This window comes from Klebsiella sp. P1927 (genome assembly GCF_018204675.1).
GTDB classification, from domain to species: Bacteria; Pseudomonadota; Gammaproteobacteria; order Enterobacterales; family Enterobacteriaceae; genus Klebsiella; species Klebsiella pneumoniae.
Genome location: NZ_CP073377.1, coordinates 2,629,641 through 2,654,961, shown reverse-complemented (window position 1 = coordinate 2,654,961; position 25,321 = coordinate 2,629,641). Strand labels below are relative to the sequence as shown.

24 protein-coding genes are annotated in these 25,321 nt (G+C 61.0%); 20 read left to right on the top strand and 4 right to left on the bottom strand.

Annotation, left to right across the window (positions count from 1 at the left end; all coding sequences use genetic code 11):
* Positions 1–120: 120 nt before the first annotated feature.
* The 3 genes from KB892_RS13405 to KB892_RS13395 are packed head-to-tail and all read left to right on the top strand — an operon-like array spanning position 121 to position 3,273.
* Positions 121–2,760 carry a YdbH family protein gene (locus KB892_RS13405; protein WP_004151589.1) on the top strand — a complete coding sequence of 880 codons (2,640 nt, stop codon included), beginning with the start codon at positions 121–123 and terminating at the stop codon, positions 2,758–2,760.
* Positions 2,757–2,942: a YnbE family lipoprotein gene (locus tag KB892_RS13400; RefSeq protein WP_002902519.1), complete on the top strand. Its 186-nt coding sequence runs from the start codon at positions 2,757–2,759 to the stop codon at positions 2,940–2,942. The genes KB892_RS13405 and KB892_RS13400 overlap by 4 nt, the downstream gene beginning before the upstream one ends.
* A 7-nt stretch (positions 2,943–2,949) precedes the next feature.
* Positions 2,950–3,273, top strand: a complete 324-nt coding sequence (locus KB892_RS13395; protein ID WP_002902522.1) for a YdbL family probable chaperone protein — start codon at positions 2,950–2,952, stop codon at positions 3,271–3,273.
* Here KB892_RS13395 and feaR read toward each other — a convergent pair whose 3' ends face one another.
* A complete protein-coding gene (gene feaR, locus KB892_RS13390) occupies positions 3,274–4,176 on the bottom strand; it encodes a transcriptional regulator FeaR (protein ID WP_004151588.1) in 903 nt (300 codons plus the stop codon). It abuts the gene before it with no gap.
* 235 nt (positions 4,177–4,411) lie between these two features.
* Here feaR and KB892_RS13385 point away from each other — a divergent pair, with 235 nt between their 5' ends.
* From KB892_RS13385 to KB892_RS13375, 3 genes are all read left to right on the top strand, one after another.
* A complete protein-coding gene (locus KB892_RS13385; protein WP_004151587.1) occupies positions 4,412–5,911 on the top strand; it encodes an aldehyde dehydrogenase family protein in 1,500 nt (499 codons plus the stop codon).
* A 123-nt stretch (positions 5,912–6,034) separates the two neighbouring features.
* Positions 6,035–6,925, top strand: a complete 891-nt coding sequence (locus KB892_RS13380; protein WP_004151586.1) for an oxidoreductase — start codon at positions 6,035–6,037, stop codon at positions 6,923–6,925.
* A gap of 43 nt (positions 6,926–6,968) precedes the next feature.
* A complete protein-coding gene (locus tag KB892_RS13375; protein WP_004173216.1) occupies positions 6,969–7,952 on the top strand; it encodes a zinc-dependent alcohol dehydrogenase family protein in 984 nt (327 codons plus the stop codon).
* Positions 7,953–7,954: 2 nt separating this feature from the next.
* Here the strand turns inward: KB892_RS13375 and tynA are convergent, their stop codons facing one another.
* Entirely contained in the window at positions 7,955–10,222 is a 2,268-nt protein-coding gene (gene tynA / locus KB892_RS13370; RefSeq protein ID WP_002902695.1) for a primary-amine oxidase, read from the bottom strand.
* A 476-nt stretch (positions 10,223–10,698) separates the two neighbouring features.
* Positions 10,699–12,744, bottom strand: a complete 2,046-nt coding sequence (gene paaZ / locus KB892_RS13365) for a phenylacetic acid degradation bifunctional protein PaaZ (RefSeq protein ID WP_004151584.1) — start codon at positions 12,742–12,744, stop codon at positions 10,699–10,701.
* 286 nt (positions 12,745–13,030) lie between these two features.
* Between paaZ and paaA the strand changes: the two genes are divergently transcribed.
* The 14 genes from paaA (at position 13,031) to KB892_RS13295 (ending at position 24,600) form a co-directional block, all read left to right on the top strand.
* A complete protein-coding gene (paaA, locus tag KB892_RS13360; protein WP_002902764.1) occupies positions 13,031–13,960 on the top strand; it encodes a 1,2-phenylacetyl-CoA epoxidase subunit PaaA in 930 nt (309 codons plus the stop codon).
* A gap of 11 nt (positions 13,961–13,971) precedes the next feature.
* Positions 13,972–14,259, top strand: a complete 288-nt coding sequence (gene paaB, locus KB892_RS13355) for a 1,2-phenylacetyl-CoA epoxidase subunit PaaB (protein ID WP_002902768.1) — start codon at positions 13,972–13,974, stop codon at positions 14,257–14,259.
* 7 nt (positions 14,260–14,266) lie between these two features.
* Complete coding sequence (gene paaC, locus KB892_RS13350; protein WP_002902769.1) at positions 14,267–15,022, top strand: 1,2-phenylacetyl-CoA epoxidase subunit PaaC; 756 nt, start codon at positions 14,267–14,269, stop codon at positions 15,020–15,022.
* Between the two features lie 11 nt (positions 15,023–15,033).
* A complete protein-coding gene (gene paaD, locus KB892_RS13345; RefSeq protein ID WP_002902771.1) occupies positions 15,034–15,531 on the top strand; it encodes a 1,2-phenylacetyl-CoA epoxidase subunit PaaD in 498 nt (165 codons plus the stop codon).
* Between the two features lie 7 nt (positions 15,532–15,538).
* Positions 15,539–16,609, top strand: a complete 1,071-nt coding sequence (paaE, locus tag KB892_RS13340; protein ID WP_002902772.1) for a 1,2-phenylacetyl-CoA epoxidase subunit PaaE — start codon at positions 15,539–15,541, stop codon at positions 16,607–16,609.
* Positions 16,606–17,373 (top strand): 2,3-dehydroadipyl-CoA hydratase PaaF, encoded by a 768-nt coding sequence (gene paaF, locus KB892_RS13335; protein WP_002902774.1) that lies wholly within the window; start codon positions 16,606–16,608, stop codon positions 17,371–17,373. The genes paaE and paaF overlap by 4 nt, the downstream gene beginning before the upstream one ends.
* A gap of 2 nt (positions 17,374–17,375) precedes the next feature.
* Entirely contained in the window at positions 17,376–18,164 is a 789-nt protein-coding gene (paaG, locus tag KB892_RS13330; protein WP_004140117.1) for a 2-(1,2-epoxy-1,2-dihydrophenyl)acetyl-CoA isomerase PaaG, read from the top strand.
* Positions 18,165–19,589: a 3-hydroxyacyl-CoA dehydrogenase gene (locus KB892_RS13325; RefSeq protein ID WP_004151579.1), complete on the top strand. Its 1,425-nt coding sequence runs from the start codon at positions 18,165–18,167 to the stop codon at positions 19,587–19,589.
* On the top strand, positions 19,579–20,001 hold the full coding sequence (gene paaI, locus KB892_RS13320; protein WP_002902876.1) for a hydroxyphenylacetyl-CoA thioesterase PaaI: 423 nt from the start codon (positions 19,579–19,581) through the stop codon (positions 19,999–20,001). The genes KB892_RS13325 and paaI overlap by 11 nt, the downstream gene beginning before the upstream one ends.
* A complete protein-coding gene (pcaF, locus tag KB892_RS13315) occupies positions 20,001–21,206 on the top strand; it encodes a 3-oxoadipyl-CoA thiolase (RefSeq protein WP_004151578.1) in 1,206 nt (401 codons plus the stop codon). The genes paaI and pcaF overlap by 1 nt, the downstream gene beginning before the upstream one ends.
* Positions 21,207–21,232: 26 nt before the next feature.
* Positions 21,233–22,549, top strand: coding sequence for a phenylacetate--CoA ligase PaaK (paaK, locus tag KB892_RS13310; protein ID WP_002902877.1), 1,317 nt, complete (start codon positions 21,233–21,235; stop codon positions 22,547–22,549).
* Between the two features lie 99 nt (positions 22,550–22,648).
* Complete coding sequence (gene paaX / locus KB892_RS13305) at positions 22,649–23,575, top strand: phenylacetic acid degradation operon negative regulatory protein PaaX (protein WP_004198177.1); 927 nt, start codon at positions 22,649–22,651, stop codon at positions 23,573–23,575.
* Between the two features lie 9 nt (positions 23,576–23,584).
* Complete coding sequence (gene paaY / locus KB892_RS13300; protein ID WP_002902883.1) at positions 23,585–24,181, top strand: phenylacetic acid degradation protein PaaY; 597 nt, start codon at positions 23,585–23,587, stop codon at positions 24,179–24,181.
* 8 nt (positions 24,182–24,189) lie between these two features.
* Positions 24,190–24,600 (top strand): GFA family protein, encoded by a 411-nt coding sequence (locus KB892_RS13295; RefSeq protein WP_024940864.1) that lies wholly within the window; start codon positions 24,190–24,192, stop codon positions 24,598–24,600.
* A gap of 36 nt (positions 24,601–24,636) precedes the next feature.
* Here KB892_RS13295 and azoR read toward each other — a convergent pair whose 3' ends face one another.
* Positions 24,637–25,242: an FMN-dependent NADH-azoreductase gene (gene azoR, locus KB892_RS13290; RefSeq protein WP_002902889.1), complete on the bottom strand. Its 606-nt coding sequence runs from the start codon at positions 25,240–25,242 to the stop codon at positions 24,637–24,639.
* Positions 25,243–25,321 lie beyond the last annotated feature (79 nt).

Here is a 25,321-nt window from a genome sequence, read left to right as displayed (position 1 = left end):
GCCGCGAGTCCGGCTGGCAACTATGCTTTAACAGGCCGTAAACTTTCACTCACTGGTCGAACGTGTCACAATGGACGCCTTTCGGCTTTTACTTATGTTGAATCAGGATATTAACTGCCCATGAAGGGTAAATATAAAGCCGCCATCGCGCTGGTGTTAGTTCTGGTGTTATTGCCGCTAACCCTGCTGTTGACGCTAACCCACTGGGTGCCGACGCTGGCGGGCATCTGGCTGCCCGTGGGCACGCGTATCTCTTTGCAGGAGAGCCCGCGCCTGACGCGGTCGGCCCTGCTGATCCCCGATCTGCGTTATCTGGTGGGCGACTGTGAAATCGCCCGGGTGACCGATGCCCGTCTCTCGCGTCCCAGCCGCTGGCGGCTGCATATTGGCCAGCTGGAGATCAACAGCGCCTGCCTGAGCAAACTGCCGGCCAGCGATCCCTCTCCCGGTTCACCGCGCACGCTTGCCGAATGGCAATCGATGTTGCCCTATAGCTGGTTAACCATTGACAATCTGCGGCTGTCGCCGTGGGAGAAATGGCAGGGGCGGCTGGTAATGTCATTAACGCCTGCGCAGCAGGATATCGGCTTTGCCGGGAAGGAACTGAGTCTGCAGGCGCGCCTGCGCGGCCAGGCGCTCACCGTCAGCCAGTTCAGCGCCCGGCTGACTGACGATCAGCCGCCGGTGAAGCTGGTGGGGACCTTCCATCTGCCGCTGGTGCCGGATGGTCTGCCGGTCGACGGCCAGATGCAGGGCACCTTCGAATTCCCGCAGACTGCGGAATGGATCGATGCTGAGCTCGAGTGGCAGCACAATCGCGGCCAGCTGCTGGTCACCCCGCGGGGTGAGGTAGAGCCTATTCTGGACCTGCCGTGGGAGATCACCCCGGAGCGGATCACCATCAGCGACGGCCGTTGGCGCACCCGTTACGAGGCGTATCCGCTGCGCGGGCGGGTGGCGCTGTCGGTGGGTAACTGGCAGCAGGGCACCGAACAGATGATCGTCAGCGGTCGCCTGAATGTTCTCACCGAGGGGCATGCCGGGAAGGGCAATGCGGTACTGAATATTGGTCCGGGCAAGCTGAGCATGGATAACAGCGATCTGCCGCTGCGGCTCACCGGTGAGGCCAAGCTGGGGGAGATGATACTATACGCGGCGCTGCCGGCTCAGCTCAGCGGGCCGCTGATCAGCCCGCAGCTGGCTTTTCACCCCGGTGCGTTGCTGCGCTCGCGCGGGCGGGTGATCGACGCGCTGAATATTGACGAAATCCGCTGGCCGCTGGCCGGGGTTAAGGTCACTCAGCAGGGCGTCGATGGCCGCCTGCAGGCGATCCTTCGCGCCCATGAGCAGCAGATGGGCGACTTTACGCTGCATCTGGACGGTCAGGCGAGCGATTTTCTGCCCGACAGCGGCCGCTGGCAGTGGCGCTACTGGGGCGAGGGACATTTTACCCCGATGCAGGCGCGCTGGGATGTGAAGGGCAGCGGGGAGTGGCGCGACAATGCTATTACCCTGAGCAGCCTTTCCACCGGCTTCGATAAGCTTGAGTACGGCACAATGCGGGTCAGCACCCCGCGTCTGACCCTCGAGCAGCCGATCCGCTGGCTGCGCGATGCTGAGCATCCGCGGTTGACCGGCGCGCTGTCGCTGGACGCCGCCAAAACCACCTTCTCCGGCGGCAGCTATCTCCCGGCCTCAACGCTGAAATTCGCTCTCGACGGTCGGGACCCGACGTGGTTCCAGTTCACCGGCGCCCTGCATGCCGAGGCTATCGGTCCGGTGCGTCTGTCCGGGCGCTGGGATGGCGAACGGCTGCGCGGCCAGGCGTGGTGGCCAAAACAGTCGCTAACGGTGTTCCAGCCGCTGGTGCCGCCGGACTGGAAGATGAACCTGCGCGAAGGCAGTCTCTACGCGCAGGTGGCCTTCTCGGCGGCAGCTGGGCAGGGATTTGAGGCGGGCGGCCATGGCGTCCTGAAGGGCGGCAGCGCCTGGATGCCGGATAACCAGATCAACGGCGTCGACTTCGTCCTGCCGTTCCGCTTCAGCGACGGTCACTGGCAGCTGGGCACCCGCCGCCCGGTCTCCCTGCGCATTGGCGAAATCGTCAACCAGGTCACAGCGCGTAATCTGACGGCGGACCTGCAGGGCACCTGGCCGTGGAGCGAGGCCAATCCGCTGCAGCTCAGCGACGTCAGCGTCGATCTGTTAGGCGGGAAACTGACACTGCTGCAGCTGCGTATGCCGCAGCGCGACCCGGCGTTGATCCGCCTGCAGCATATCTCCAGCAGCGAACTGACCAGCGCCGTCAAGGTGAAACAGTTCGCCATGTCCGGCGCGGTGAGCGGCGCGCTGCCGCTGTGGCTGGAGAATAATCAATGGATCATCCACGACGGCTGGCTGCGCAATGACGGACCGATGACCCTGCGGCTGGATAAAGACACCGCCGATGCGCTGGTGGCGGATAACGTCTCCGCCGGGGCGGCGATTAACTGGCTGCGCTATATGGAAATCTCCCGCTCGTGGACGCAGATTAACCTCGATAATCTGGGCGTGTTGACGCTTAAGGCCAGCATCAACGGCACCAGCCGGGTGGAAGGGAAAAGTAGTACCGTGCATTTAAACTACGCTCATGAAGAGAATATTTTCGACCTGTGGCGCAGTTTGCGCTTCGGCGACAATTTACAGGCGTGGCTCGAGCAGAATGCTACGCTGCCCGTACGGCGCTGTACGGACGGTAAGACATGTAAGGAACCTAAATGAAGAAGCTGTTACTGGCCATGGCGGCGTCGATGCTGCTCGCCGGCTGTACGCCGCGCATCGAAATCGCGGCGTCGAAAGAGCCCATCACCATCAATATGAATGTCAAAATTGAGCATGAGATCCATATCAAGGTCGATAAGGATGTGGAAAACCTGCTCAAATCCCGCAGCGATTTGTTCTGAGGCGACGATGAGAAAACGACTGTTAACCGCGGCGCTGACGCTGGCTTTACTCAGCGCGCCCGCGCTGGCGTTGACCCTGAGCGAAGCGCGCCAGCAGGGACGAGTGGGGGAGACGCTGAACGGCTATCTCGCGCCGCTGCGTCAGGATAAAGAGACGCTGGCGCTGGTAAAGCAGATTAACGCCGCGCGCAGCGAAAGCTACCAGCAGCTGGCGGATGACAACAATCTGCCGGTGGATGAAGTGGCGAAAATGGCCGGGCAGAAGCTGGTGGCCCGCGCGCAGCCCGGGGAGTACGTCCAGGGATTGAACGGCCAGTGGCTGCGCAAATAATTAGCGACAGCGCTTGCGGTATTCCCCCGGGGTGACGCCAAAGCGCTGCTTAAATGCGGTGGAGAAATGGCTGTGGTCGCTGAAGCCCCAGCGGTAGCCGATCCCCGCCAGCTTTTCATCGTCATGAACATTCTGTAACGCCTGGGCACACAGATCCAACCGCCGGTTCTTAATATACTGCGCCACCACCAGCCCCTGATCGGCAAACAGCCGGTACAGGCTGCGTACCGACATGCCCGTCTCGCTGGCCAGCCACTCCGGACGCAGATGCTCCGACTGAATGGACGCATCGATTAACGCAATAATCTTCTGAAACTGCTTTTCCCGCCGGGAAGGGGCAGGATCGCGCTGATGCAGCACCGGGCGCAACAGGCAGGCGATCGCCTCCAGCGCGGCTTCGCTCTCGCTGGCGGAGAGCGTCGTGCCGCCCATGCTTTCCAGCAGCAGTCGCTGGCTGAGCTGGACCATTGGCAGAGATTTGTCCAGCCGGCAGGCGGTAGTGATGTCCCCTGTGGGCGCCACCCGCTGGCGCGGCAGCAGCAGCGAGGCCTGACGCGAGGTCTGCTGCCAGACGATGGAGCATGGGCGGGCGGCGTCGATTAACGTGATATCGCCTGCCGCCAGCGTCACCTGGCGATCGTCCTGTTCGAGGATGGCTTCGCCGGCGAGCTGAAACACGGTATAGAACCAGGCGTCGTTATCGCGTTTTATCTCATTGCGCGTGCGGTAGAGATTGACGCCGGCGGCGGTGACGGTACTGACCTTGAGGCTGCCGGCGTAGCGGGCGTCAATCTCGCCGTGGAAACTCTCCTCCAACGGCCGGGCGGCGAAATGGCCGCAGACCTGATTGATCGTCGCCAGCCAGCGCTGATACGCCAGCCCTCCCTCTGCCGTGGTCATCATTCGCCCTTCTCCTCTAATAACAATGTTTCCGCATTGTTGCATTTGTGTCGCCTCAGGCAAGGGCGCGATGGCGGGTATATGAAAGAACTATTACCCGCGGCACATTTCTGCGAGGGCAGACGACGGAATTGCGGCGACTGTCACAGCGGCGCAAACGAATGTCACAGAGAAAAAAGCGCCAACCGCCAACCAGACATAGACTGAAAGCACTATCCGCGATGAATAAGGAAAGGGTATGTCCACCTCACAGATAGCGCTGCTTGCCAGCGTCCAGCAGTTTTTATACCGTCAGCATGGCCTGTATATCGACGGCGCCCCCTGCGCCGCGCAGAGCGAAAACCGGTTAACCGTCTGGGATCCGGCCACCGGGCAGGCGATTGCCACCACCGCCGACGCCAGCCCGGCGGATGTCGACCGGGCGGTGATGTCCGCCTGGCGCGCTTTTGTCGATCGCCGCTGGGCCGGGCGCACCCCGGCTGACCGTGAACGCATCCTGCTGCGTTTTGCCGATCTGGTGGAGCAGCACGGCGAAGAGCTGGCGCAACTGGAAACCCTCGAGCAGGGGAAATCCATTGCCATCTCCCGCGCCTTTGAGGTCGGCTGCACCCTGAACTGGATGCGCTACACCGCGGGGCTGACCACCAAGATCAGCGGCCGGACGCTGGACGTTTCGATCCCGTTCCCGCAAGGGGCGCGTTACCAGGCGTGGACCAAAAAAGAGCCGGTCGGGGTGGTGGCGGGCATCGTTCCGTGGAATTTCCCGCTGATGATCGGCATGTGGAAGGTCATGCCGGCCCTGGCGGCGGGCTGTTCGATCGTCATCAAACCCTCGGAAACCACCCCGCTGACCCTGCTGCGGGTGGCGGAGCTGGCGACCCAGGCGGGCATTCCTGACGGGGTGTTCAACGTGGTCACCGGCAGCGGCGCCGGCTGCGGCGCGGCGCTGACCGCCCATCCGCAGGTGGCGAAGGTTAGCTTTACCGGCTCGACGGCGACCGGGAAACAGATTGCCCGCGTGGCTGCCGACCGCCTGACCCGCGTGACGCTGGAGCTGGGTGGCAAGAATCCGGCGATTGTGCTCAAAGACGCCGACCCCCAGTGGGTTATTGAGGGGCTGATGACCGGAAGCTTCCTCAATCAGGGGCAGGTCTGCGCCGCCAGCTCGCGGATCTACATCGAAGCGCCGCTGTTTGACACCCTGGTCAGCGGCTTCGAGCAGGCGGTGAAATCGCTGCAGGTGGGGCCTGGGATGCAGGAGACGGCGCAGATCAACCCAGTGGTCTCCCGGGCCCACTGCGACAAGGTGGCGGCCTACCTCGAAGAGGCTCGCCAGCAGAAGGCAGAACTCATCAGCGGCAGCGCCGGACCAGATGCGGGAGGGTACTATATTCCGCCAACGCTGGTGGTAAACCCCGACGCCGGACTGCGTCTCAGCCGTGAGGAGGTTTTTGGCCCGGTGGTGAACCTGGTGCGAGTGGCCGATGGCGAGGAGGCGCTGCGCCTGGCCAACGACAGCGATTTTGGTCTGACCGCCAGCGTCTGGACCCGCGATCTGACCCAGGCCCTGAACTACACCGACCGTCTGCAGGCGGGAACGGTATGGGTCAACAGCCATACCCTGATTGACGCCAACCTGCCTTTCGGCGGCATGAAGCAGTCTGGTACCGGCCGCGATTTCGGCCCTGACTGGCTCGACGGCTGGTGCGAAACCAAATCCGTCTGCGTGCGCTACTAGCCCTCCGTCGGGGAAGGCGAAAGGCTTTCCCGACGCGCCCCTTGCCGACTTCCGGTCTTTCTCGCTACTGTGGAGGGCAATCTTTGCCTAATCTGGGCGGTGAATCATCAGGAGGTCTTCGGCATGACAGCATTTCCTAAGGTTGCGCTAATTGGTCCCGGCGCCATCGGCACCACGATTGCCGCCGCCCTGTTTGAGAGGGGGAGGGCGCCGATGGTCTGCGGGCGTACCGCCCATTCGGCGCTGGTGCTGCGCACTGACGAGGGTGAGATCGTGGTGCCCGGCCCGGTGCACACCGACCCGATGGCGATATCCGCCCCCTTCGACCTGGTCTTTGTCGCGGTGAAAACCACCCAGACGGAGGCCATCGCCCCCTGGCTGACGGCCCTGTGTTCCCCTGACACCGTGGTGTGCGTGCTGCAAAACGGCGTTGAGCAGCGCCAGCAGTTTGCCCCCTTGACCGGCGGCGCGACGGTGCTGCCGTCGGTGGTCTGGTTCCCGGCGCAGCGCGATGCCGATGCCTCTGTCTGGTTGCGCGCCACGCCGCGCCTGACGCTGCCGGATCTGCCGGGGGCAGAGCGAGTGCAGCAGGCGCTGGCGGGAACCCGCTGCGCGGTGGACCTGGCGGCTGATTTTACCACCGTTGCCTGGCGCAAACTGTTGCAGAACGCGGTTGCCGGACTGATGGTGCTGACCGGACGACGCGCCGGGATGTTCGCCCGGGAGGACATCACTGCCCTCGGACTGGCTTATCTGCGCGAATGCCTGCAGGTGGCGCGGGCGGAAGGGGCCGCCCTGAGCGACAGCGTGCCGGAGGAGATTATCGCCGGCTTTCATCGGGCGCCTGCCGACTTAAGCACCTCTATTCTGATCGATCGCCTCAATGGCCGACCGCTGGAGTGGGATATTCGTAACGGCGTGGTGCAGCGTCGCGGGCGTCAGCACGGCATTCCGACGCCGCTCAGCGATATCATCGTGCCGCTGCTGGCGGCGGCCAGCGATGGCCCGGGCTGACCCGGGCTGGCGCGGGTGCGAGCCACTGGAAGCGGGATCTGCTATGATCCCGACTTTCGTTGTCTGGAGCCAGTCGATGTTCAACGACGCCATTGTTTATGACCGCTACGGGCCGCCGGCCGCCGTGCTGACCCTGAAACGCCTGCCGCTGGCGCCGCTGGCGGGCGGACGGGTGCGGGTCAGGATGCGCTTTGCCCCGGTGAATCCTTCGGATCTGATCCCCGTGACCGGCGCCTATCGCCACCGCACCCGACTGCCGGCCGTCGCCGGCTATGAAGGCCTTGGCGAGGTGGTCGCCGCGCCATACGGCAGCCGGTTAGCCGCGGGCCAGCGGGTGCTGCCCCTGCGCGGGGGCGGCACCTGGCAGCGGTTTATCGATCTGGATGAGACCTGGCTGGTGCCGGTGCCGCCGGCAGTTGACGATCTGCTGGCCGCCCGCGGGTATATCAATCCGCTGACGGCGATGCTGATGCTCAAGCGCTGGCCGGTTGCCGGAAAACACCTCGTGCTGACCGCGGCATCGTCCTCCTGCGCCAGTCTGCTGGGGCAGTGGGCGCTGGCGATGGGCGCCCGCTCGGTGAGCGGGATTATTCGCTCGCCGCAGCATCGGGCGCGCCTGGAACAGGCCGGGATCTATCCGATCCTCGATACCGACCGGGCGCTGATGGAGAAGGTCAGCCAGCACAGCGATCTGGTGTTTGACGCGGTGGGCGGCGAACTGGCGAATACGCTGCTGTCGGTGCTGCCCGGGTCGTCGACCCTCATCTCCTATGGGCTGTTATCCGGGCGGCCGCTGACCCAGACGCGCGGTAGCGCGACGGTGCGCAAGTTTCATCTGCGGGAGGCGCTGCCGACACTCAGCGTGGCGGCGTGGCGGGCAGCGTTCGACGAAATCTGGCAGCGCCTGCCAACGACCTCCCAGCCGCCGGCCCAGCGTATAGCGTTGAACGACTGGCGGGCGGCGATTGCCGCCGCCGGCCAGCCGGGAAGAGGCGGTAAGATCCTGCTGGATTTCACCGCTGGTTAAGATTACTTTTTCTTTTCGCCCAGAGTAGGGGTTTCGTCAAAGAAGTTCCACGGCTTGAGCAGCGCGTGCGCCCACTCGGTCGGCATGATCGGCCACTCTTCGGCGCGCGCCACGTGGGTGGTGCCGGTGGTGATCCACACGACGTCATCGTGGTTAGTCAGCGACTCATCATCCTTCGCGTACTGGCCCAGGCCGGTATCGTGGGCGGAACGGTTCGGGTATTTCCCTTCCGGATATCGCTCTGTCGGGTGGTAGCGCGTCACCCACAGCTGTTTATCCATAAAGCTCAGGCGATGATATATCCACTCGTCCGGGGCGAATTTGGCACCGGTCGCCGCCGGGTGCGTGCCGCCGGCGTAAGGGATAATCTGGTATGAGACCGGGTTGCCCATGCGGTTCTCTTTGCTGGTGTTGCTCAGCAGGCGGATAGTGCCCGGGTCGAATTTCTGCGCCGCTTTCTGCTCGCTATCGATTGTGTACTGATTCACCTGCATGGTGCTGGTGCGCGGGCCGCCGGCGGTGTTGGGCTTCACTTCAGGATCCATCGCCACCAGGGTGTTGTTCTCGCCGTCCACATCGAGGTCGAGGCGGAAGTTATAGATGTGCTGGTGAGTGGTGCCGACAATATTATGGTCGATCAACGTTCCGTAGCGGGTATCCTCTTTGGCACTGGGGTCATGCATGGTCTTCGCCAGCACGCCTTTCACCGCTTCAATGCCGGTGGCGCCGGCATCGATACCGATGGTGCCGTTGTCGTGGAACACCCAGTCAAAGATATAGTCGTAGTTGCCGACGGTGCTGATCCAGCGTACCACCAGTTCCCGGCGTTCGGTGCTGACGTTGGGTTTGCCCATCTCCAGGTGCTTATACTCAGGCCCGGCATAGCGTTCGAATATGGCCACCGCGCCTGGAATCGTGGTCGGTTTGCCGGTGTAATCGGCGATAGTTTCGTCCAGCAGTACCGCATTTGACGGCGCATCTTTACCGCGAACAATCGGCGACGTCAGGGTGCCCATGCCGTAATCGCCGGAGTCGAGGTAGGCTTTGAAATACCAGCCGACGTCCGGGTCGCCGTAGGGGACGATCATCCCGCCGAGGGAACCTTCATACATCACCTGGCGTTTTGTGCCGTTATCGTTGTAAGTCACCGTTGACAGAATTGGTCCGACGCGCGAGTTAAGACGCAGGTGGAAATCCCAGTTCTGCCAGTGAATGGTATCGCCGGTAATGGTGTAGTTTTTGCCTTCCGGTTCGGTTATCTCCAGCGGTTTCACCGCCGGGGCGTTGCGGTCGCGACCATCATACGGACGGGGCTCCATTGGGACCGGGATCACCGGACCTTCTTCGATTTTGATGATTTTCTTCGCTTCAAGGTCGACCACCGCCACCAGGTTTTCAATCGGGTGCGCCCAGTAGTTGCCGTCGCCGGTATCCAGATAACTGACCACCTTCAGCAGACGCGCATCCTGCTGCAGGCCATCTTTGCCATCAAAAAAGCCAACGGTGAGCGGGGTGGTGACCACTTTGCCAGGATCGGTAATACCGTGCTTTTTCAGCACCTCAGCGAATTCGCTGCTGGTATTGATGATGTTCTGCACGCTGACAAAATCATCGAGCAGCACCATCCCGTGGGCGCCTTTGATCGGCGTCCAGGAAAGGATTTTTTTGTTTTGCAGATCGACCACGGCTTCAATGACGTGTTTGCCATCGAGCATCACCACATCGGCAGTGCGGGGAGCATCGACCGGCGTTCCCTGCAGGGCAAAGGCCCATACCGCCGCCTTGTCCGGCTCGTGTAAGGAAATCTCAGTAAAGCGGGTATTCGGCTGAAACTCCGGCGCGGCTTTGACAATGGTCACCGCTTCACTGATTTCCGCCGCCGAGAGCGAGTTTAACGGGTGCGGGCGCTTTTCCACCTGGAAGGTCTGATCGAGACCGGACTGGAAGACATCGTTGATAAAGGTATCGGAAACCCAGGCTTTACCTTCCTTCATTACCACAGGCACCGGTAGGTCAAGGGATTTACCGTTGACGATCGCCGTTTTGGCGCCGGGCTTTACTTTGACGTAAGCGCCGTCTTTTATCAGGGTGAACATTTGCGCGTAGTCATCCCACTGCACATCAGCGCCGAATTCCTGCAGCGTTTTATCCAGCGGTACCATGTGGGCTTCGCTACCGTGAGCGAAGACCGGTGATTGCCAGGCGCAAACCACCGCCACGGCCAGCGCCAGCGCGGTTTTACGAGGAGAAAATTTCAAGCCGTTTGCCATTGTGACCTCATCTTATTGTTGTGTTGTCTCTTGCCGCTGCGAATGTCGGCTTTGTCATCCTTAAGCTACCAGCCAGCGGCGCCGGGGCGTTTGTTTGCTTTTGCCAGCTTGTTTGTCAGTTTTGCCAGACGGGCGTAAAAAATGCCTCCGCAGAGGCATTGAGAACGAGCGCTGATTTTTTTGCCGGGTGGCGGCTGACGCCTTACCCGGCCTACGGTCCGTGCGGCCTGCCGGTAATTTATTCACCATTCTTGCTGGCCCTAGCCCGGGGGTACAGGGGGCAGCGGCGACTGGCCGCCCCCTGTGCGCTCCCTGCGCTATGCCAGGCATAACGCAGACGATTAACCGGGAGCGCAATGTGCGCTGAAGCCACGGATAACATAAAGGACTTCCCGGGGCGAAACCGTTGCAAACCGATTGCAGTATCAATGGCTAAAGGGTCGGCCAACAGAGCGCCAGCGGTCTATTTTTCGCTATCACGCCGGGAAATCTCCGTGTTGACGCGCCACCAGGGTCAGAATGGAATACAGCGCCACCGCCTGCTGGTGCTGGTTGAAAATCTCCACCGCCCATTCCACCACGCCGGTGGCTTTCTCATCGGCGCTGCGCTGACGTTTGACCGTTTTACGCTTACAGGTCAGGCGAACCTGAATGGTGTCGCCCGGTTTGACCGGCTCAATAAAGCGCAGGTTTTCCATCCCATAGTTGGCGATAACCGGCCCGACGCCGGCATCGACGAACAGCCCGGCCGCGGCGGAGATCAGGAAATAGCCGTGGACCACCCGCTCGCCAAAAATCGACTCGGCGGCGGCGATTTTGTCCATGTGCGCGTAGAAATGATCGCCGCTCAGGCAGGCGAAGTTAACGATATCCGCTTCGGTCAGGGTTCGGCGCGGGGTTAATAAGCTGTCGCCAGGCTGAATCTCTTCGAAATATTTGCGGAACGGGTGAATACGGTCTTCGTTCACCTGGGCGCCGCGCACCCACTGTTGACCGATGGTCGCCAGCATCGTTGGGCTGCCCTGGACCGCGGTACGCTGCATATAGTGTTTCACCGAACGCAGCCCGCCAAGCTCTTCTCCGCCGCCAGCGCGGCCGGGGCCGCCGTGCACCAGCTGCGGCAGCGGCGAACCGTGGCCGGTTGACTCGACCGAGGACGCCTCGTTCAGTATCTGAATACGGCCATGGGCGCGGGCGGCGCCGAGGATAAACTCGCGCGCCAGCTCGCCGCTGGCGGTGACCAGCGTCCCCGCCAGACTGCCGCCGCCGGCGCGCGCCAGCGTCAGCGCATGCTGGCGGTCACGATACGGCATCAGCGTCGCCACCGGACCAAAAGCTTCAATGGCGTGAACCGCCGGCGTTTCATCCGGCTGTGAGCAGTACAACAGGGTCGGCGGGAAAAATGCGCCGGCCGCGCTGAGATCCGCCTCTCCACCGAGCAGTACTTCGCAGCCAGCGGCTATCAGCTTATTGACGCTCTCCTGTACGTCCTGACGCTGTTCGCTATTAACCAGGGCCCCCATCTTAACGCCCTCCTGCGCAGGGTCACCGACGGTTACTTTATGCAGGCGGGAGATCAGTGCATCGCTAACCGCATTAATCTGAGCCAGTGGCACAATGATTCTGCGGATAGCGGTACATTTTTGCCCGGCTTTCGCCGTCATCTCGCGGACCACTTCCCGAATAAACAGCGCGAATTCCGGTTGCTCCGGAGTGACGTCTTCGCCTAACACGCAGCAGTTGAGTGAATCTGCTTCCATGGTAAAGGGAATGGATTTGGCTACCAGGTTAGGGTGCGCCCGTAGCTGCTGGCCGGTGGCGGCTGACCCGGTAAAGGTCACCACGTCCTGGCTATCGAGGTGGTCGAGCAGCTCGCCCGCGCCGCCGCAAATCAGGCTGATGGCGCCCTCCGGCACCAGGCCGCTGTCGACAATCGCTTTCACCATTGCCTGGGTGAGCTGGGCGGTAGCGGTGGCCGGTTTAATGATCGCCGGCATACCGGCAAGCCACGTGGGCGCCAGTTTTTCCAGCATTCCCCAGCAGGGGAAGTTGAAGGCGTTGATATGGACGGCGACGCCTGATTTCGAGGTTAGCACATGACGCGCGGCAAAACCGCCCTGTTTGGAGAGCGGGATGAGCTCGTCTTCCGGCCACAGGATATCGTCCGGTAATTCTCGACTACCGAGCCCGGCATAGGTGAAAAGGGTACCGATACCGCCTTCAATATCCACCCAACTGTCGGCGCGAGTGGCGCCGGTTTGCGCGGAGATGGCGTAGAACTGGTCTTTCTGCTCCAGCAGGTGTTTCGCCACCGCTTTCAGCATCGCGCTGCGTTCAATAAAGGTCATCGCCTGCAGGGCTTTGCCACCGCGCTCAATCGCGAAGCGGCGCGCCTGCGCCATATCCAGGCCTTCACTGGTCACCTCCCAAAGCGCTGCGCCGGTGATGGCGTGATGGATAGTACGGGCGCGGCCCCGGCCGGTCTGCCAGGCGCCGGATAAGTAGCTGGCTAACTGCTGCATCGCAAATCTCCAAATGTGTTACGTGTGATATCTATAAATAGTTCTTTTATGAATCATAAAATGCAAGCCCGTATTTAATAAATTATTAACATTGTGATCGCGATGGGGTTACGCCTTATGCTTAACTTACTGTATTAATTGTGGTTTACAAAAGGTTTTGCGGAGATTATCACAAAAAGAGCAAACAAAATTTGTGGTTTTATTTAACCAATATGTAACCTTCAATAAACAAAGTGATTCACATAAATGTTTTTGTTGTGAATATCGGAATCATAAAGGTGATGACGTGACAGAAGAACAACGCTTTGACCAGCGCATCGCGCAGGAAACGGCCATCGAACCGCAGGACTGGATGCCGGATGCCTACCGTAAGACCTTGATTCGGCAGATAGGCCAGCACGCGCACTCGGAGATCGTCGGCATGCTGCCGGAAGGCAACTGGATCACCCGCGCGCCGACGCTGCGCCGCAAAGCGATCCTGTTGGCTAAGGTACAGGATGAGGCTGGACACGGGCTGTATCTCTATAGCGCCGCGGAAACCCTTGGCTGCGCCCGGGAAGACCTGTATCAGAAGATGCTCGACGGGCAGATGAAATACTCCTCCATTTTTAACTACCCGACCCTCAGCTGGGCGGATATCGGCGTGATCGGCTGGCTGGTCGATGGCGCGGCCATCGTCAACCAGGTGGCGCTGTGCCGGACCTCCTACGGCCCCTATGCCCGGGCGATGGTCAAAATCTGCAAAGAAGAGAGCTTTCACCAGCGTCAGGGTTTTGAAGCCTGCATGGCGCTGGCGCAGGGCAATGAGGCGCAGCGGCAGATGCTGCAGGACGCCATTAACCGCTTCTGGTGGCCGGCGCTGATGATGTTTGGCCCTAACGATGACAACTCGCCGAACAGCGCCCGCAGCATGGCGTGGAAAATCAAACTGCACTCCAACGACGAGCTACGTCAGCGCTTCGTCGACAATACCGTGCCGCAGGTAGAGATCCTCGGTATGACTGTCCCGGACCCGGATTTGCAGTTTGATGAAGCCAGCGGCCACTACCGCTTCGGCGAAATCGACTGGCAGGAATTTAACGAGGTGATTAGCGGCCGTGGCATTTGCAATCACGAGCGGTTGGCCGCCAAGCGTAAGGCCTGGGAAGAGGGCGAATGGGTGCGCGAAGCCGCGCTGGCCCATGCGCAAAAACAGCAGGCCCGCAGCGCGGCATGAGGAGAGACAACATGAGCAAAGTTTACTGGCCGTTATATGAAGTGTTCGTTCGCAGCAAACAGGGGTTATCCCATCGTCACGTCGGCAGTCTGCACGCTGCCGATGATCAAATGGCGCTGGAGAATGCCCGCGATGCCTACACCCGCCGCAGCGAAGGCTGCTCAATTTGGGTGGTGAAGGCCAGCGAAATCGTTGCTTCGCAGCCGGAAGATCGCGGCGAATTCTTCGACCCGGCGGAAAGCAAAGTCTACCGTCATCCGACTTTCTATACCGTGCCGGACGGCATGGAACATATGTGAGGCGGCGATGAATAACCCTAACCCCGTAGCCACCTACGCCCTGCGGCTTGGCGACAATGGTCTGGTTCTGGCCCAGCGTTTAGGCGCCTGGTGCGGACATGCTCCCGAGCTCGAGATCGATCTTGCGCTGGCCAATATCGGCCTCGACCTGCTCGGCCAGGCGCGCAATTTTTTAAGCTATGCCGCCGAGCTTAACGGTTGCGGCGACGAAGATACGCTGGCTTTTGGCCGCGATGAGCGCCGGTTCAGCAACCTGCTGCTGGTGGAGCAGCCAAACGGCAATTTTGCCGACACTATCGCCCGCCAGTTCTTTATCGACGTCTGGCATGTCGCCCTGTTCAGCCGGCTGGTGAACAGCCGCGACGCGCAGCTGGCGGCCATTGCCGCTAAAGGGCTGAAAGAGGTGCGTTACCACCAGCGCTTTAGCCGCGGCTGGCTGGAGCGTCTCGGTAACGGCACCGAATTATCAAATCGCAAAATGCAGCAGGCGGTCGACAATCTGTGGCGCTTCACCGGCGAACTGTTCCTCGCTGATGAAGTGGAGCTCAGCCTGGTTGAGCAGGGCATTGCGGTTGATCCGCGTGAACTGCAGGCCGAATGGCAAAGCGCGGTACACACGGCGCTTCTCGACTCCGGCTTACAGATCCCGCAGGAAGCGGCCTTCCGCAGCGGCGGCAAACAGGGGCTGCACAGTGAACATCTCGGCCCGCTGCTGGCGGAGATGCAGTATCTGCAGCGTTCGCATCCCGGACTGCAGTGGTAAGTGAGGTGACTATGCAACGTCTTGCCGATATCGCTCCTGCAGAGGTTCGCACCATCTGGGGATTATTAAGCGCGATCCCGGATCCGGAAGTGCCAGTACTCACCATCACCGACCTTGGTATGGTGCGCAGCGTCGCGCGCCATGGCGACGGCTGGGTGATTGGCTTTACCCCGACCTATTCGGGCTGTCCGGCGACGGAGCATCTGCTGGGGGAGATCCGCACGGTCATGAGCGAGCATGGCTTTCAGCCGGTACATATCGTCCTGCAGCTGGATCCGCCGTGGACCACCGACTGGATGAGTCAGGATGCCCGCGAGCGCCTGCGCCAGTACGGCATCAGCCCGCCCCAGGGGCACGCCTGCCATGCGGACATGCCCGCTGAGGTGAGCTGTCCGCGCTGCGGCAGCGCCCATACCTCGCTGATTAGCGAATTCGGTTCCACGGCCTGCAAAGCGCTCTATCGCTGCGACAGCTGCCGGGAACCTTTTGATTACTTTAAATGTATTTGAGGTTGCCATGACGACGTTCTATTCGCTTAAGGTGGCGAGAGTCGAGCCGGAAACCCGCGATGCGGTGACCATCACTTTTGCGATCCCGCAAGCCCTGCAGGCGGAATACTGTTTTCGCCCGGGCCAGCATCTGACGCTAAAAGCCCGTCTGGGCGGCGAAGAACTGCGCCGCTGTTACTCCATTTGTCACAGCCGCACGCCAGGCGAAATTAGCGTCGCGGTCAAAGCCATCGACGGCGGACGCTTCTCGCGCTACGCCCAGCACGATATCCAGCAGGGTATGGAGCTGGAGGTGATGGTGCCGCAGGGGCATTTCGGTTATCAACCGCAGGCCGAACGGCAGGGAGAATATCTGGCGATTGCCGCCGGCTCCGGGATCACGCCGATGATGGCGATCATTAGCGCGACGCTAGCGACCGAGCCGCAAAGCCGCTTTACGCTGATCTACGGCAACCGCAGCAGCCATAGCATGATGTTCCGCCAGGCGCTGGCCGATTTAAAAGACCGCTATCCGCAGCGCCTGCAGGTGATCCACCTGTTTAGCCAGGAGTCGATGGACAGCGATCTGCTACAGGGGCGCATTGACGGCGACAAACTGCGCCAGCTCGCTGACCATCTGCTGGATTTCAGCCGTTTCGACGAGGCCTTTATCTGCGGTCCGGCGGCGATGATGGACGAGGCGGAAGCGACGTTACGTGAACTTGGCGTAGCGGAGAAATCGATTCATCTCGAACGCTTTAATACCCCAGGCGGCAATGTGAAGCGGGCCGCTGGAGTGCAGGCGGAAGGGCGCACGGTGACCATCCGCCAGGACGGGCGCGATCGGCTTATCGCCCTCAGCGCCGAAGACGACAGCATCCTGGATGCCGCATTGCGTCAGGGCGCCGATCTGCCGTTCGCCTGTAAGGGCGGGGTATGCGCCACCTGTAAATGCAAAGTGCTGCGCGGTGAAGTGGCGATGGCCGCCAATTACAGCCTGGAAGCGGATGAGCTGGCGGCGGGCTACGTGCTGAGCTGCCAGTCATTGCCGACCAGCGGCGATGTGGTGGTCGACTTTGACGCGCGGGGGATGGCATGAGCGACCTGCTGATCCACCGTCATGGCCGGGTGCTTCAGTTGACGCTGAACCGCCCGCAGGCCCGCAACGCGCTGAACAATGCCTTATTAACCCAGATTGCCGAGGCGCTGGAGGCGGCGGCAGTTGATGACAGCGTCGGCGTCTGCGTTATCAGCGGTAACGCGCGTTTTTTCGCCGCCGGGGCTGACCTCAATGAAATGGCGGAAAAAGATCTGCCTGCCACCCTGGATGATATTCGCCCACGGTTATGGGGGCGAATCGATGCTTTTACTAAGCCGCTCATCGCCTCGGTCAACGGCTACGCGCTCGGCGCCGGCTGCGAGCTGGCTCTGCTGTGCGACCTGATTGTCGCCGGTGACAACGCCCGCTTTGGCCTGCCGGAAATTACCCTCGGCATTATGCCGGGCGCTGGCGGCACCCAGCGGCTGATCCGCAGCGTTGGCAAGGCGCTGGCCAGCCGGATGGTGCTGAGCGGCGAGAGTATTGACGCCCGCCAGGCGCAGCAGGCCGGGCTGGTCAGTGATATCCATCCGGCGGCGTTAACCGATGAGTATGCCCTGAAACTGGCAACCACCATTGCCCGCCATTCGCCGCTGGCGCTACGGGCGGCAAAACAGTCGCTGCGCCTGTCGCAGGAAGTCAGCCTGCAGGCCGGTCTACAACAGGAGCGCCAGCTGTTTAGCCTGCTGAGCGCCACCGAGGACCGCCGCGAAGGCATCGACGCCTTCTTACAAAAACGTACCCCGGAATTTAAAGGACGCTAATCGTGGAAGCTTTCATTCTCAGCGCAGTGGAACAGGGCGTCATGACCATTACCCTCAATCGCCCGGACCGCCTCAACAGTTTTAACGATCTGATGCATCACCAGCTGGCGGAATGTCTGAAGCAGGCCGAGCGCGATGATGGCGTGCGCTGCCTGCTGATCACCGGCGCCGGCCGCGGTTTTTGCGCCGGCCAGGATTTGAACGACCGCAATGTCGACCCCAGCGGCCCGCCGCCGGATCTCGGCATGTCGGTAGAACGCTTTTACAACCCGTTAGTGCGCCGTCTGGCGGCGCTGCCGAAACCGGTCATCTGCGCGGTTAACGGCGTGGCCGCCGGCGCGGGCGCTACCCTGGCGCTGGGCTGCGATATCGTGCTGGCCGCGCGTTCGGCCAAATTTGTGATGGCGTTCAGCAAGCTCGGCCTGGTGCCGGACTGCGGCGGCAGCTGGTTCCTGCCGCGGGTGGCCGGCCGTGCGCGCGCGATGGGGCTGGCGCTGCTGGGCGACAGCCTTAGCGCGGAACAGGCCGCTCAGTGGGGGATTATCTGGCAACTGGTGGACGATTCAGAACTGGCGGATACCAGTCTGCAACTGGCGCGCCATCTGGCGGCGCAACCGACGTTTGGTCTTGGGCTGATTAAAAAGGCGCTGCTGGCCTCTGAAACCAACAGTCTCGACGCGCAGCTGGACCTGGAGCGCGATTATCAGCGTCTGGCCGGGCGCAGCGATGATTACCGCGAAGGGGTCAGCGCGTTTCTGGCCAAACGGCCACCACAGTTCAGCGGGAAATAGATGATGACGACATCCTTAGCCACCGTGGCGGTGATCGGCAGCGGCACCATGGGGGCCGGCATCGCCGAAGTGGCTGCCGCCGCCGGGCATCCGGTGCGTATTTTTGATATTAACCCTAAGGCTGTAGACCTGGCGATAGAGGGTATCGCCGGGCGTCTGGCGTCACGCGTTGCGCGGGGCAAACTGGCGTCAGAGCAGGCTGATGCGCTGCTGGCGCGCCTGCATCCGGCCCACGATTTAGCCGCACTTGCCGACGCGGATTTAGTGATCGAAGCGGCCTCTGAACGGTTGGAAGTTAAAACGGCGCTGTTCGCGCAGCTGGCGGCGATCTGCGCGCCGTCAACGCTGTTGACCAGTAATACCTCGTCTATTTCGATTACCGCTATCGCCGCCGGGGTCAAAAACCCGGAGCGGGTGGCCGGACTGCACTTTTTTAATCCGGCGCCGGTGATGAAGCTGGTCGAGGTGGTGAGTGGTCTTGCGACCTCCACCGAAGTGGTGGAGCAGCTGTGCCAGTGCGTAAGCGGCTGGGGGAAACAGCCGGTGCGCTGCCGCTCAACGCCCGGTTTTATCGTTAACCGCGTAGCGCGTCCGTTCTACGCTGAGGCCTGGCGCGCGCTGGAAGAGCAGGTCGCCGCCCCGGAGATTATCGATGCCGCTTTGCGTGACGGCGGCGGCTTCCCGATGGGACCGCTGGCGTTGACGGACCTGATTGGCCAGGACGTCAACTTCGCCGTGACCTGTTCGGTGTTTAACGCCTTCTGGCAGGACCGCCGCTACCTGCCATCGCTCCTCCAGCAAGAGCTGGCGCTGGCCGGGCGGCTAGGTAAAAAGAGCGGCCACGGCGTCTATCGCTGGCCCGCTGAGACACTGCCGGACGCGGCGCTGCCGCCGGTAATGATAGGTGCTGAATCCGTTACCGTCAGAAGTGACAACGTCACTGAATTAGACGATGTCTTGCTGCTGGAGACTGAAGGCGAGACCGCCCTGGCGCTGAGTATTAAGCATCACCGCCCGGTGGTGGTGTATGACCTGTGCGCCAGCGATACGGTGGTGCTGGCCGCAGCGGCAACCAACGCGCCTGCGGCCACTGATAAGGCCGTGCATTACTTCCAGCAGCAGGGCAAGAAAGTGCTGCGTATTGCCGATTATCCCGGCCTGCTGGTGTGGCGCACGGTGGCGATGCTGATTAACGAAGCGCTGGATGCGGTGCAAAAAGGTGTCGCCAGCCCGCAGGATGTCGATACCGCGATGCGCCTTGGCGTCAACTATCCGCATGGCCCGCTGGCATGGGGAGAACGCCTTGGCTGGCGGCGGGTGCTGCAACTGCTGGAGAACTTGCAACACCATTATGGCGAGGAGCGCTATCGCCCCTGTTCCCTGTTGCGCCAGAAGACGCTGATGGAGAAGCACCATGAGCAATGATCCGTGGCGCAACGCGCGCGTGATGTACGAAAAAGATACCTGCGCCAGAAAGATGGGGATCGAACTTATCGAAATGGACGACGGTTTTGCGCAGATGAGCATGACCGTCTCGGCGGACATGCTTAACGGCCATCAAACCTGTCACGGTGGTCAGCTATTTACGCTTGCCGATACCGCTTTCGCCTACGCCTGTAACAGCCAGGGGCTGGCGGCGGTGGCCTCGGCGGCAAGCATTGATTTTCTTCGTCCGGCGTTTGCCGGCGACCGGCTGGTCGCCACCGCCAGAGTCAAACAGCAGGGCAAGCTGACCGGCGTCTACGACATCGAAATTGTTAATCAACAGCAAAAGATTGTGGCCCTGTTCCGCGGCAAATCACACCGCATCGGCGGCACAATCACGGGAGACGTGTAATGCGCGACGCCTTTATTTGTGACGGGATCCGTACGCCGATTGGCCGCTACGGCGGCGCGCTGGCCAGTGTGCGCGCCGACGACCTGGCGGCGATCCCGCTGCGTGAGCTCCTGAGTCGTAATCCCGGGCTCGACCCGGCAGCAATTGATGATGTGATTTTCGGCTGTGCGAATCAGGCCGGGGAAGATAACCGCAACGTAGCGCACATGGCGACGTTGTTGGCCGGTTACCCGCATACCGTGCCGGGCACCACGATTAACCGCCTGTGCGGATCGGGTCTGGATGCCATCGGCTTTGCCGCCAGGGCGATCAAAGCCGGCGATGCCGATCTGCTGATTGCCGGCGGCGTGGAATCGATGTCGCGTGCGCCTTTCGTGATGGGAAAAGCCAGCGCGCCGTACCAGCGTCAGGCGGAACTCTTTGATACCACGATTGGCTGGCGTTTTGTGAACCCGCTCATGGCGCAACACTTCGGAACTGACAGCATGCCGGAAACGGCCGAGAATGTAGCTGAATTGTTAAATATCAGCCGAGCCGATCAGGACGCTTTCGCCTGGCGCAGCCAGCAGCGCACGGCGCAGGCCCAGCGCGACGGCATTCTGGCGCAGGAGATTGTGCCGGTGCAGATTGTCGGCCGGAAAGGGGCGGTTAGCGACGTGCGCGAGGACGAGCATCCGCGCCCGGAAACCACGCTTGAGCAGCTGGCGAAACTGAAAGCGCCGTTCCGCCAGGGCGGCGTCATTACTGCGGGCAATGCTTCAGGCGTCAACGATGGCGCCGCGGCGCTGATCATCGCCAGCGAACAGCAGGCCGCTATCCAGGGGCTCACGCCGCGGGCGCGTATCGTGGCGATGGCGACGGCGGGTGTCGAACCGCGCCTGATGGGACTGGGGCCGGTACCGGCGGTGCGTAAAGTGCTGGAGCGGGCGGGACTCAATATTAACGATATGGATCTGATTGAGCTGAATGAGGCCTTCGCCGCCCAGGCGCTGGGGGTGCTCAGACAGCTCGGCGTGCCGGACGATGCGGCGCACGTGAATCCCAACGGCGGCGCCATCGCGTTAGGCCATCCGCTGGGCATGAGCGGCGCGCGGTTAGCGCTGAGCGCCAGCCTTGAGCTGCAACGCCGGGGCGGGCGCTATGCGCTGTGTACGATGTGTATTGGCGTGGGTCAGGGCATTGCCATGATCCTCGAGCGAGTGTGAGCTAATTTACCTGCGAGTACCCTACAATGATAACTACTACAAAATTAGATCCGATTGAAACCGCATCGCGTGACGAACTGCAGGCCCTGCAAACCCAGCGCCTGAAATGGACGCTGAAGCATGCGTACGAAAATGTGCCGATGTATCGCCGCAAATTCGACGCCGCCGGCGTGCACCCTGACGACTTTCGGGAATTAAACGATCTACAAAAATTCCCCTGCACCACCAAACAGGATCTGCGCGACAACTATCCCTTCGATACCTTCGCGGTGCCGATGGAGCAGGTGGTGCGCATTCACGCCTCTTCCGGCACCACCGGCAAACCGACGGTGGTGGGGTATACGCAAAACGATATTGATAACTGGGCCAATATTGTCGCCCGTTCGCTGCGCGCGGCCGGTGGTTCAGCAAAAGATAAAATTCACGTCGCCTACGGCTATGGCCTGTTTACCGGCGGCCTTGGCGCGCACTACGGCGCGGAACGTTTGGGCGCGACGGTGATCCCGATGTCCGGCGGACAGACCGAAAAACAGGCGCAGCTGATCCGCGATTTCCAGCCGGATATGATCATGGTGACGCCGTCCTACTGTCTGAATCTGATTGAAGAGCTGGAGCGCCAGATGGGCGGCGATGCCCGCAGCTGTTCATTGCGGGTCGGCGTCTTTGGCGCTGAGCCGTGGACGCTGGCGATGCGCGCGGAAATCGAGCGCCGGCTGGGGATCACCGCCCTGGATATTTACGGTTTGTCGGAAGTCATGGGACCGGGCGTAGCGATGGAGTGTCTGGAAACCGTTGACGGCCCGACTATCTGGGAAGACCACTTCTTCCCGGAAATCGTCAACCCGGACGACGGTACGCCGCTGGAAGATGGCGAACATGGTGAGCTGCTGTTTACCACCCTGACCAAAGAAGCGCTGCCGGTGATCCGCTATCGTACCCGCGATCTGACGCGCCTGCTGCCGGGAACCGCGCGGACCATGCGCCGCATGGATCGCATCAGCGGACGCAGCGACGATATGCTGATTATCCGCGGGGTTAACGTCTTCCCCTCGCAGCTGGAAGAGGAGATCCTCAAGTTTGAACACCTGGCGCCGCACTATCAGTTAGAGGTCAATCGCCGCGGTCATCTGGATTCGCTGGCGGTGCGCGTTGAGCTGAAAGAGAGCGGGCTGGCGCTGAGTCATGAACAACGCTGCCAGATTTGCCATCAGTTGCGTCACCGCATTAAGTCGATGGTCGGGATCTCCACCGATATTACTATCGTCAACTGCGGCAGCATTCCGCGCTCGGAAGGGAAAGCCTGTCGGGTATTCGACCTGCGAAAAGCGGTGGTTAGCGGTTAATCCTCTCCCCGATAACCCGGCTGAGGCCTTTACGCCGTAAGCCGGGAATTTCCTGTGCTATGATTCATAAAGGAAAAATATAACAACAGAATGAATCAGATGAGTAAACTCGACGCCTTTATTCAACAAGCGGTGACGGCGATGCCCATCAGCGGCACGTCATTAATTGCCTCGCTGTATGGCGACGCTTTATTACAACGCGGTGGGGAAGTGTGGCTGGGCAGCGTCGCGGCGCTGCTGGAAGGATTAGGCTTCGGCGAGCGCTTCGTACGCACCGCGCTGTTTCGCCTCAATAAAGAAGAGTGGCTTGATGTTGTCCGCATCGGCCGGCGCAGCTTCTATCGCCTGAGTGATAAAGGGCTGCGCCTGACCCGGCGCGCGGAGCATAAAATTTATCGCGCCAGTGCCCCGGAATGGGACGGTACCTGGCTGCTGCTGCTTTCGGAAGGCCTGGAGAAAAATGTGCTCGCCGACGTTAAAAAGCAGCTGCTGTGGCAGGGGTTTGGCGCGCTGGCGCCGAGCCTGCTGGCCTCGCCGTCGCAAAAGCTGGCCGATGTCCAGTCTCTGCTCCACGAAGCGGGCGTCGCCGAAAACGTCATCTGTTTTGAAGCCCATTCGCCGCTGGCGCTCTCAAGGGCGGCGCTGCGCGACCGCGTAGAGGAGTGCTGGCATCTCACCGAACAAAATGAGATGTACGAGGCGTTTATCGCATTGTTCCGACCATTACTGCCGCTGCTGCGCGACAGCGAGCCGTCAGAGTTGACGCCGGAGCGCTGTTTCCAGATCCAACTGCTCCTTATCCATTTCTATCGCCGGGTGGTGCTCAAAGACCCGCTGCTGCCGGAAGAGCTCCTGCCGGCGCATTGGGCAGGGCAAACCGCCCGCCAGCTGTGTATCAATATTTATCAACGCGTGAGTCCCGGTGCGCTGGCGTTTGTCAGCGAGAAAGGTGAGAGCTCGGTGGGCGAGCTCCCGGCGCCGGGTCCGCTCTATTATCAGCGCTTTGGCGGTTTGCCGGGCGCATAAGGAGGCTGCATGCCGATATATCAGATTGATGGACTGACGCCGGTGGTGCCGGAGGAGAGTTACGTTCACCCGACCGCGGTGTTGATTGGCGACGTGATCCTCGGCAAAGGGGTCTATGTTGGGCCCAACGCCAGCCTGCGCGGCGACTTCGGGCGCATCGTGGTCAAAGACGGCGCCAATATTCAGGATAACTGCGTGATGCATGGCTTCCCCGGCCAGGATACGGTGGTGGAAGAGGAGGGCCATATCGGCCACGGCGCTATTCTGCACGGCTGCGTGATTGGCCGCAACGCGTTGGTGGGCATGAGCGCGGTGATTATCGACGGGGCGGTCATTGGCGAAAACAGCATTGTCGGCGCTTCGGCCTTTGTCAAAGCCAACGCCGAGATGCCCGCCAACCATCTGATTATCGGCAGCCCGGCAAAAGCGATTCGCACCCTGAGCGAACAGGAGCTGGCGTGGAAAAAACAAGGTACCCGTGAATACCAGGCGCTGGTGGAACGCTGTAAGCAGACGCTGCACCAGGTGGAGCCATTACGGGAAGTCGAAGCAGGGCGTAAGCGGCTGGCGTTTGATGAAAACCTGCGGCCAAAAGCCGCAACCTGAGGGGTAAAATTATGGCAGAGAAATTATCCGCTCACTGTCACTGCGGTGCGGTGGCGTTTACCGTGGAACTCAGCGACGGCTTCAACACCGTTCGGCGCTGTAACTGCTCATATTGTCGCATGCGTGGGGCGGTCGCGGTCTCTTCGCCGCGTTCAGGAATAGAGGTGGTACGCGGAGGGGATAAGCTCACAGAGTATCGCTTTAATACAGGGGAAGCCGTGCACTTTTTCTGCTCGGTATGCGGGATCTACACCTTTCATCAACGGCGATCAAACCCACAGCAGTATGGGGTGAATGTGGCCTGCATTGACGGCGTTTCGCCTTTCGATTTCCCTTGCGTGGAGGTCAACGACGGCGTGAATCATCCAAAGGATGGCGGCGGAGGCGTGGTGGGGTATTTACGCTACGAGAAAAAGTAAAACTCTCCTCCCGCAGGAAGCGAGAGGAGTGAAATATTAGGCTGCAACCACGCTGTCGATGGCCGCTTTCGCGTCAGACTGCGCTTTGGCCGCGACTTCCGGGCCGTAAGCGATACCTTCGGCGAACACAAAGTTCACGTCGGTGATGCCGATGAAGCCGAGGAAGGTGGACAGGTATGGGGTGACCAGGTCGGTCGGAGTATCTTTATGGATACCGCCGCGGCTGGTAACGACGACCGCGCGTTTACCGGTTACCAGACCTTCCGGCCCTTTCTCGGTGTAGCGGAAGGTGACGCCGGCGCGAGCCACCAGGTCGAAATAGTTTTTCAACTGCGTCGGGATGTTGAAGTTGTACATCGGCGCAGCGATAACAATCACATCGTTGCCTTTCAGTTCGGCGATCAGCTCGTCGGAAAGGGCCAGCGCTTCCTGCTGACGCGGAGTCAGCGGCGCGTCGCTCGGACGCAGGGCGCCAACCAGTTCGCCATCCAGAACCGGGATCGGATTGGCGGCCAGGTCACGCACGGTGATCTCATCGCCAGGGTGTTTTTCCTGCCATTGTTCAACAAAATAGTCGGAAAGCTGACCAGATTGTGAGTACCCTGCCAGAATACTGGATTTCAGAACTAATACTTTGCTCATGGGTGTTTCCTTTTTTTAATGTGATTGACGGGTCAATGCCCTGGTGCTTGTTGACACTGTATTCACAATCGCGCCACAG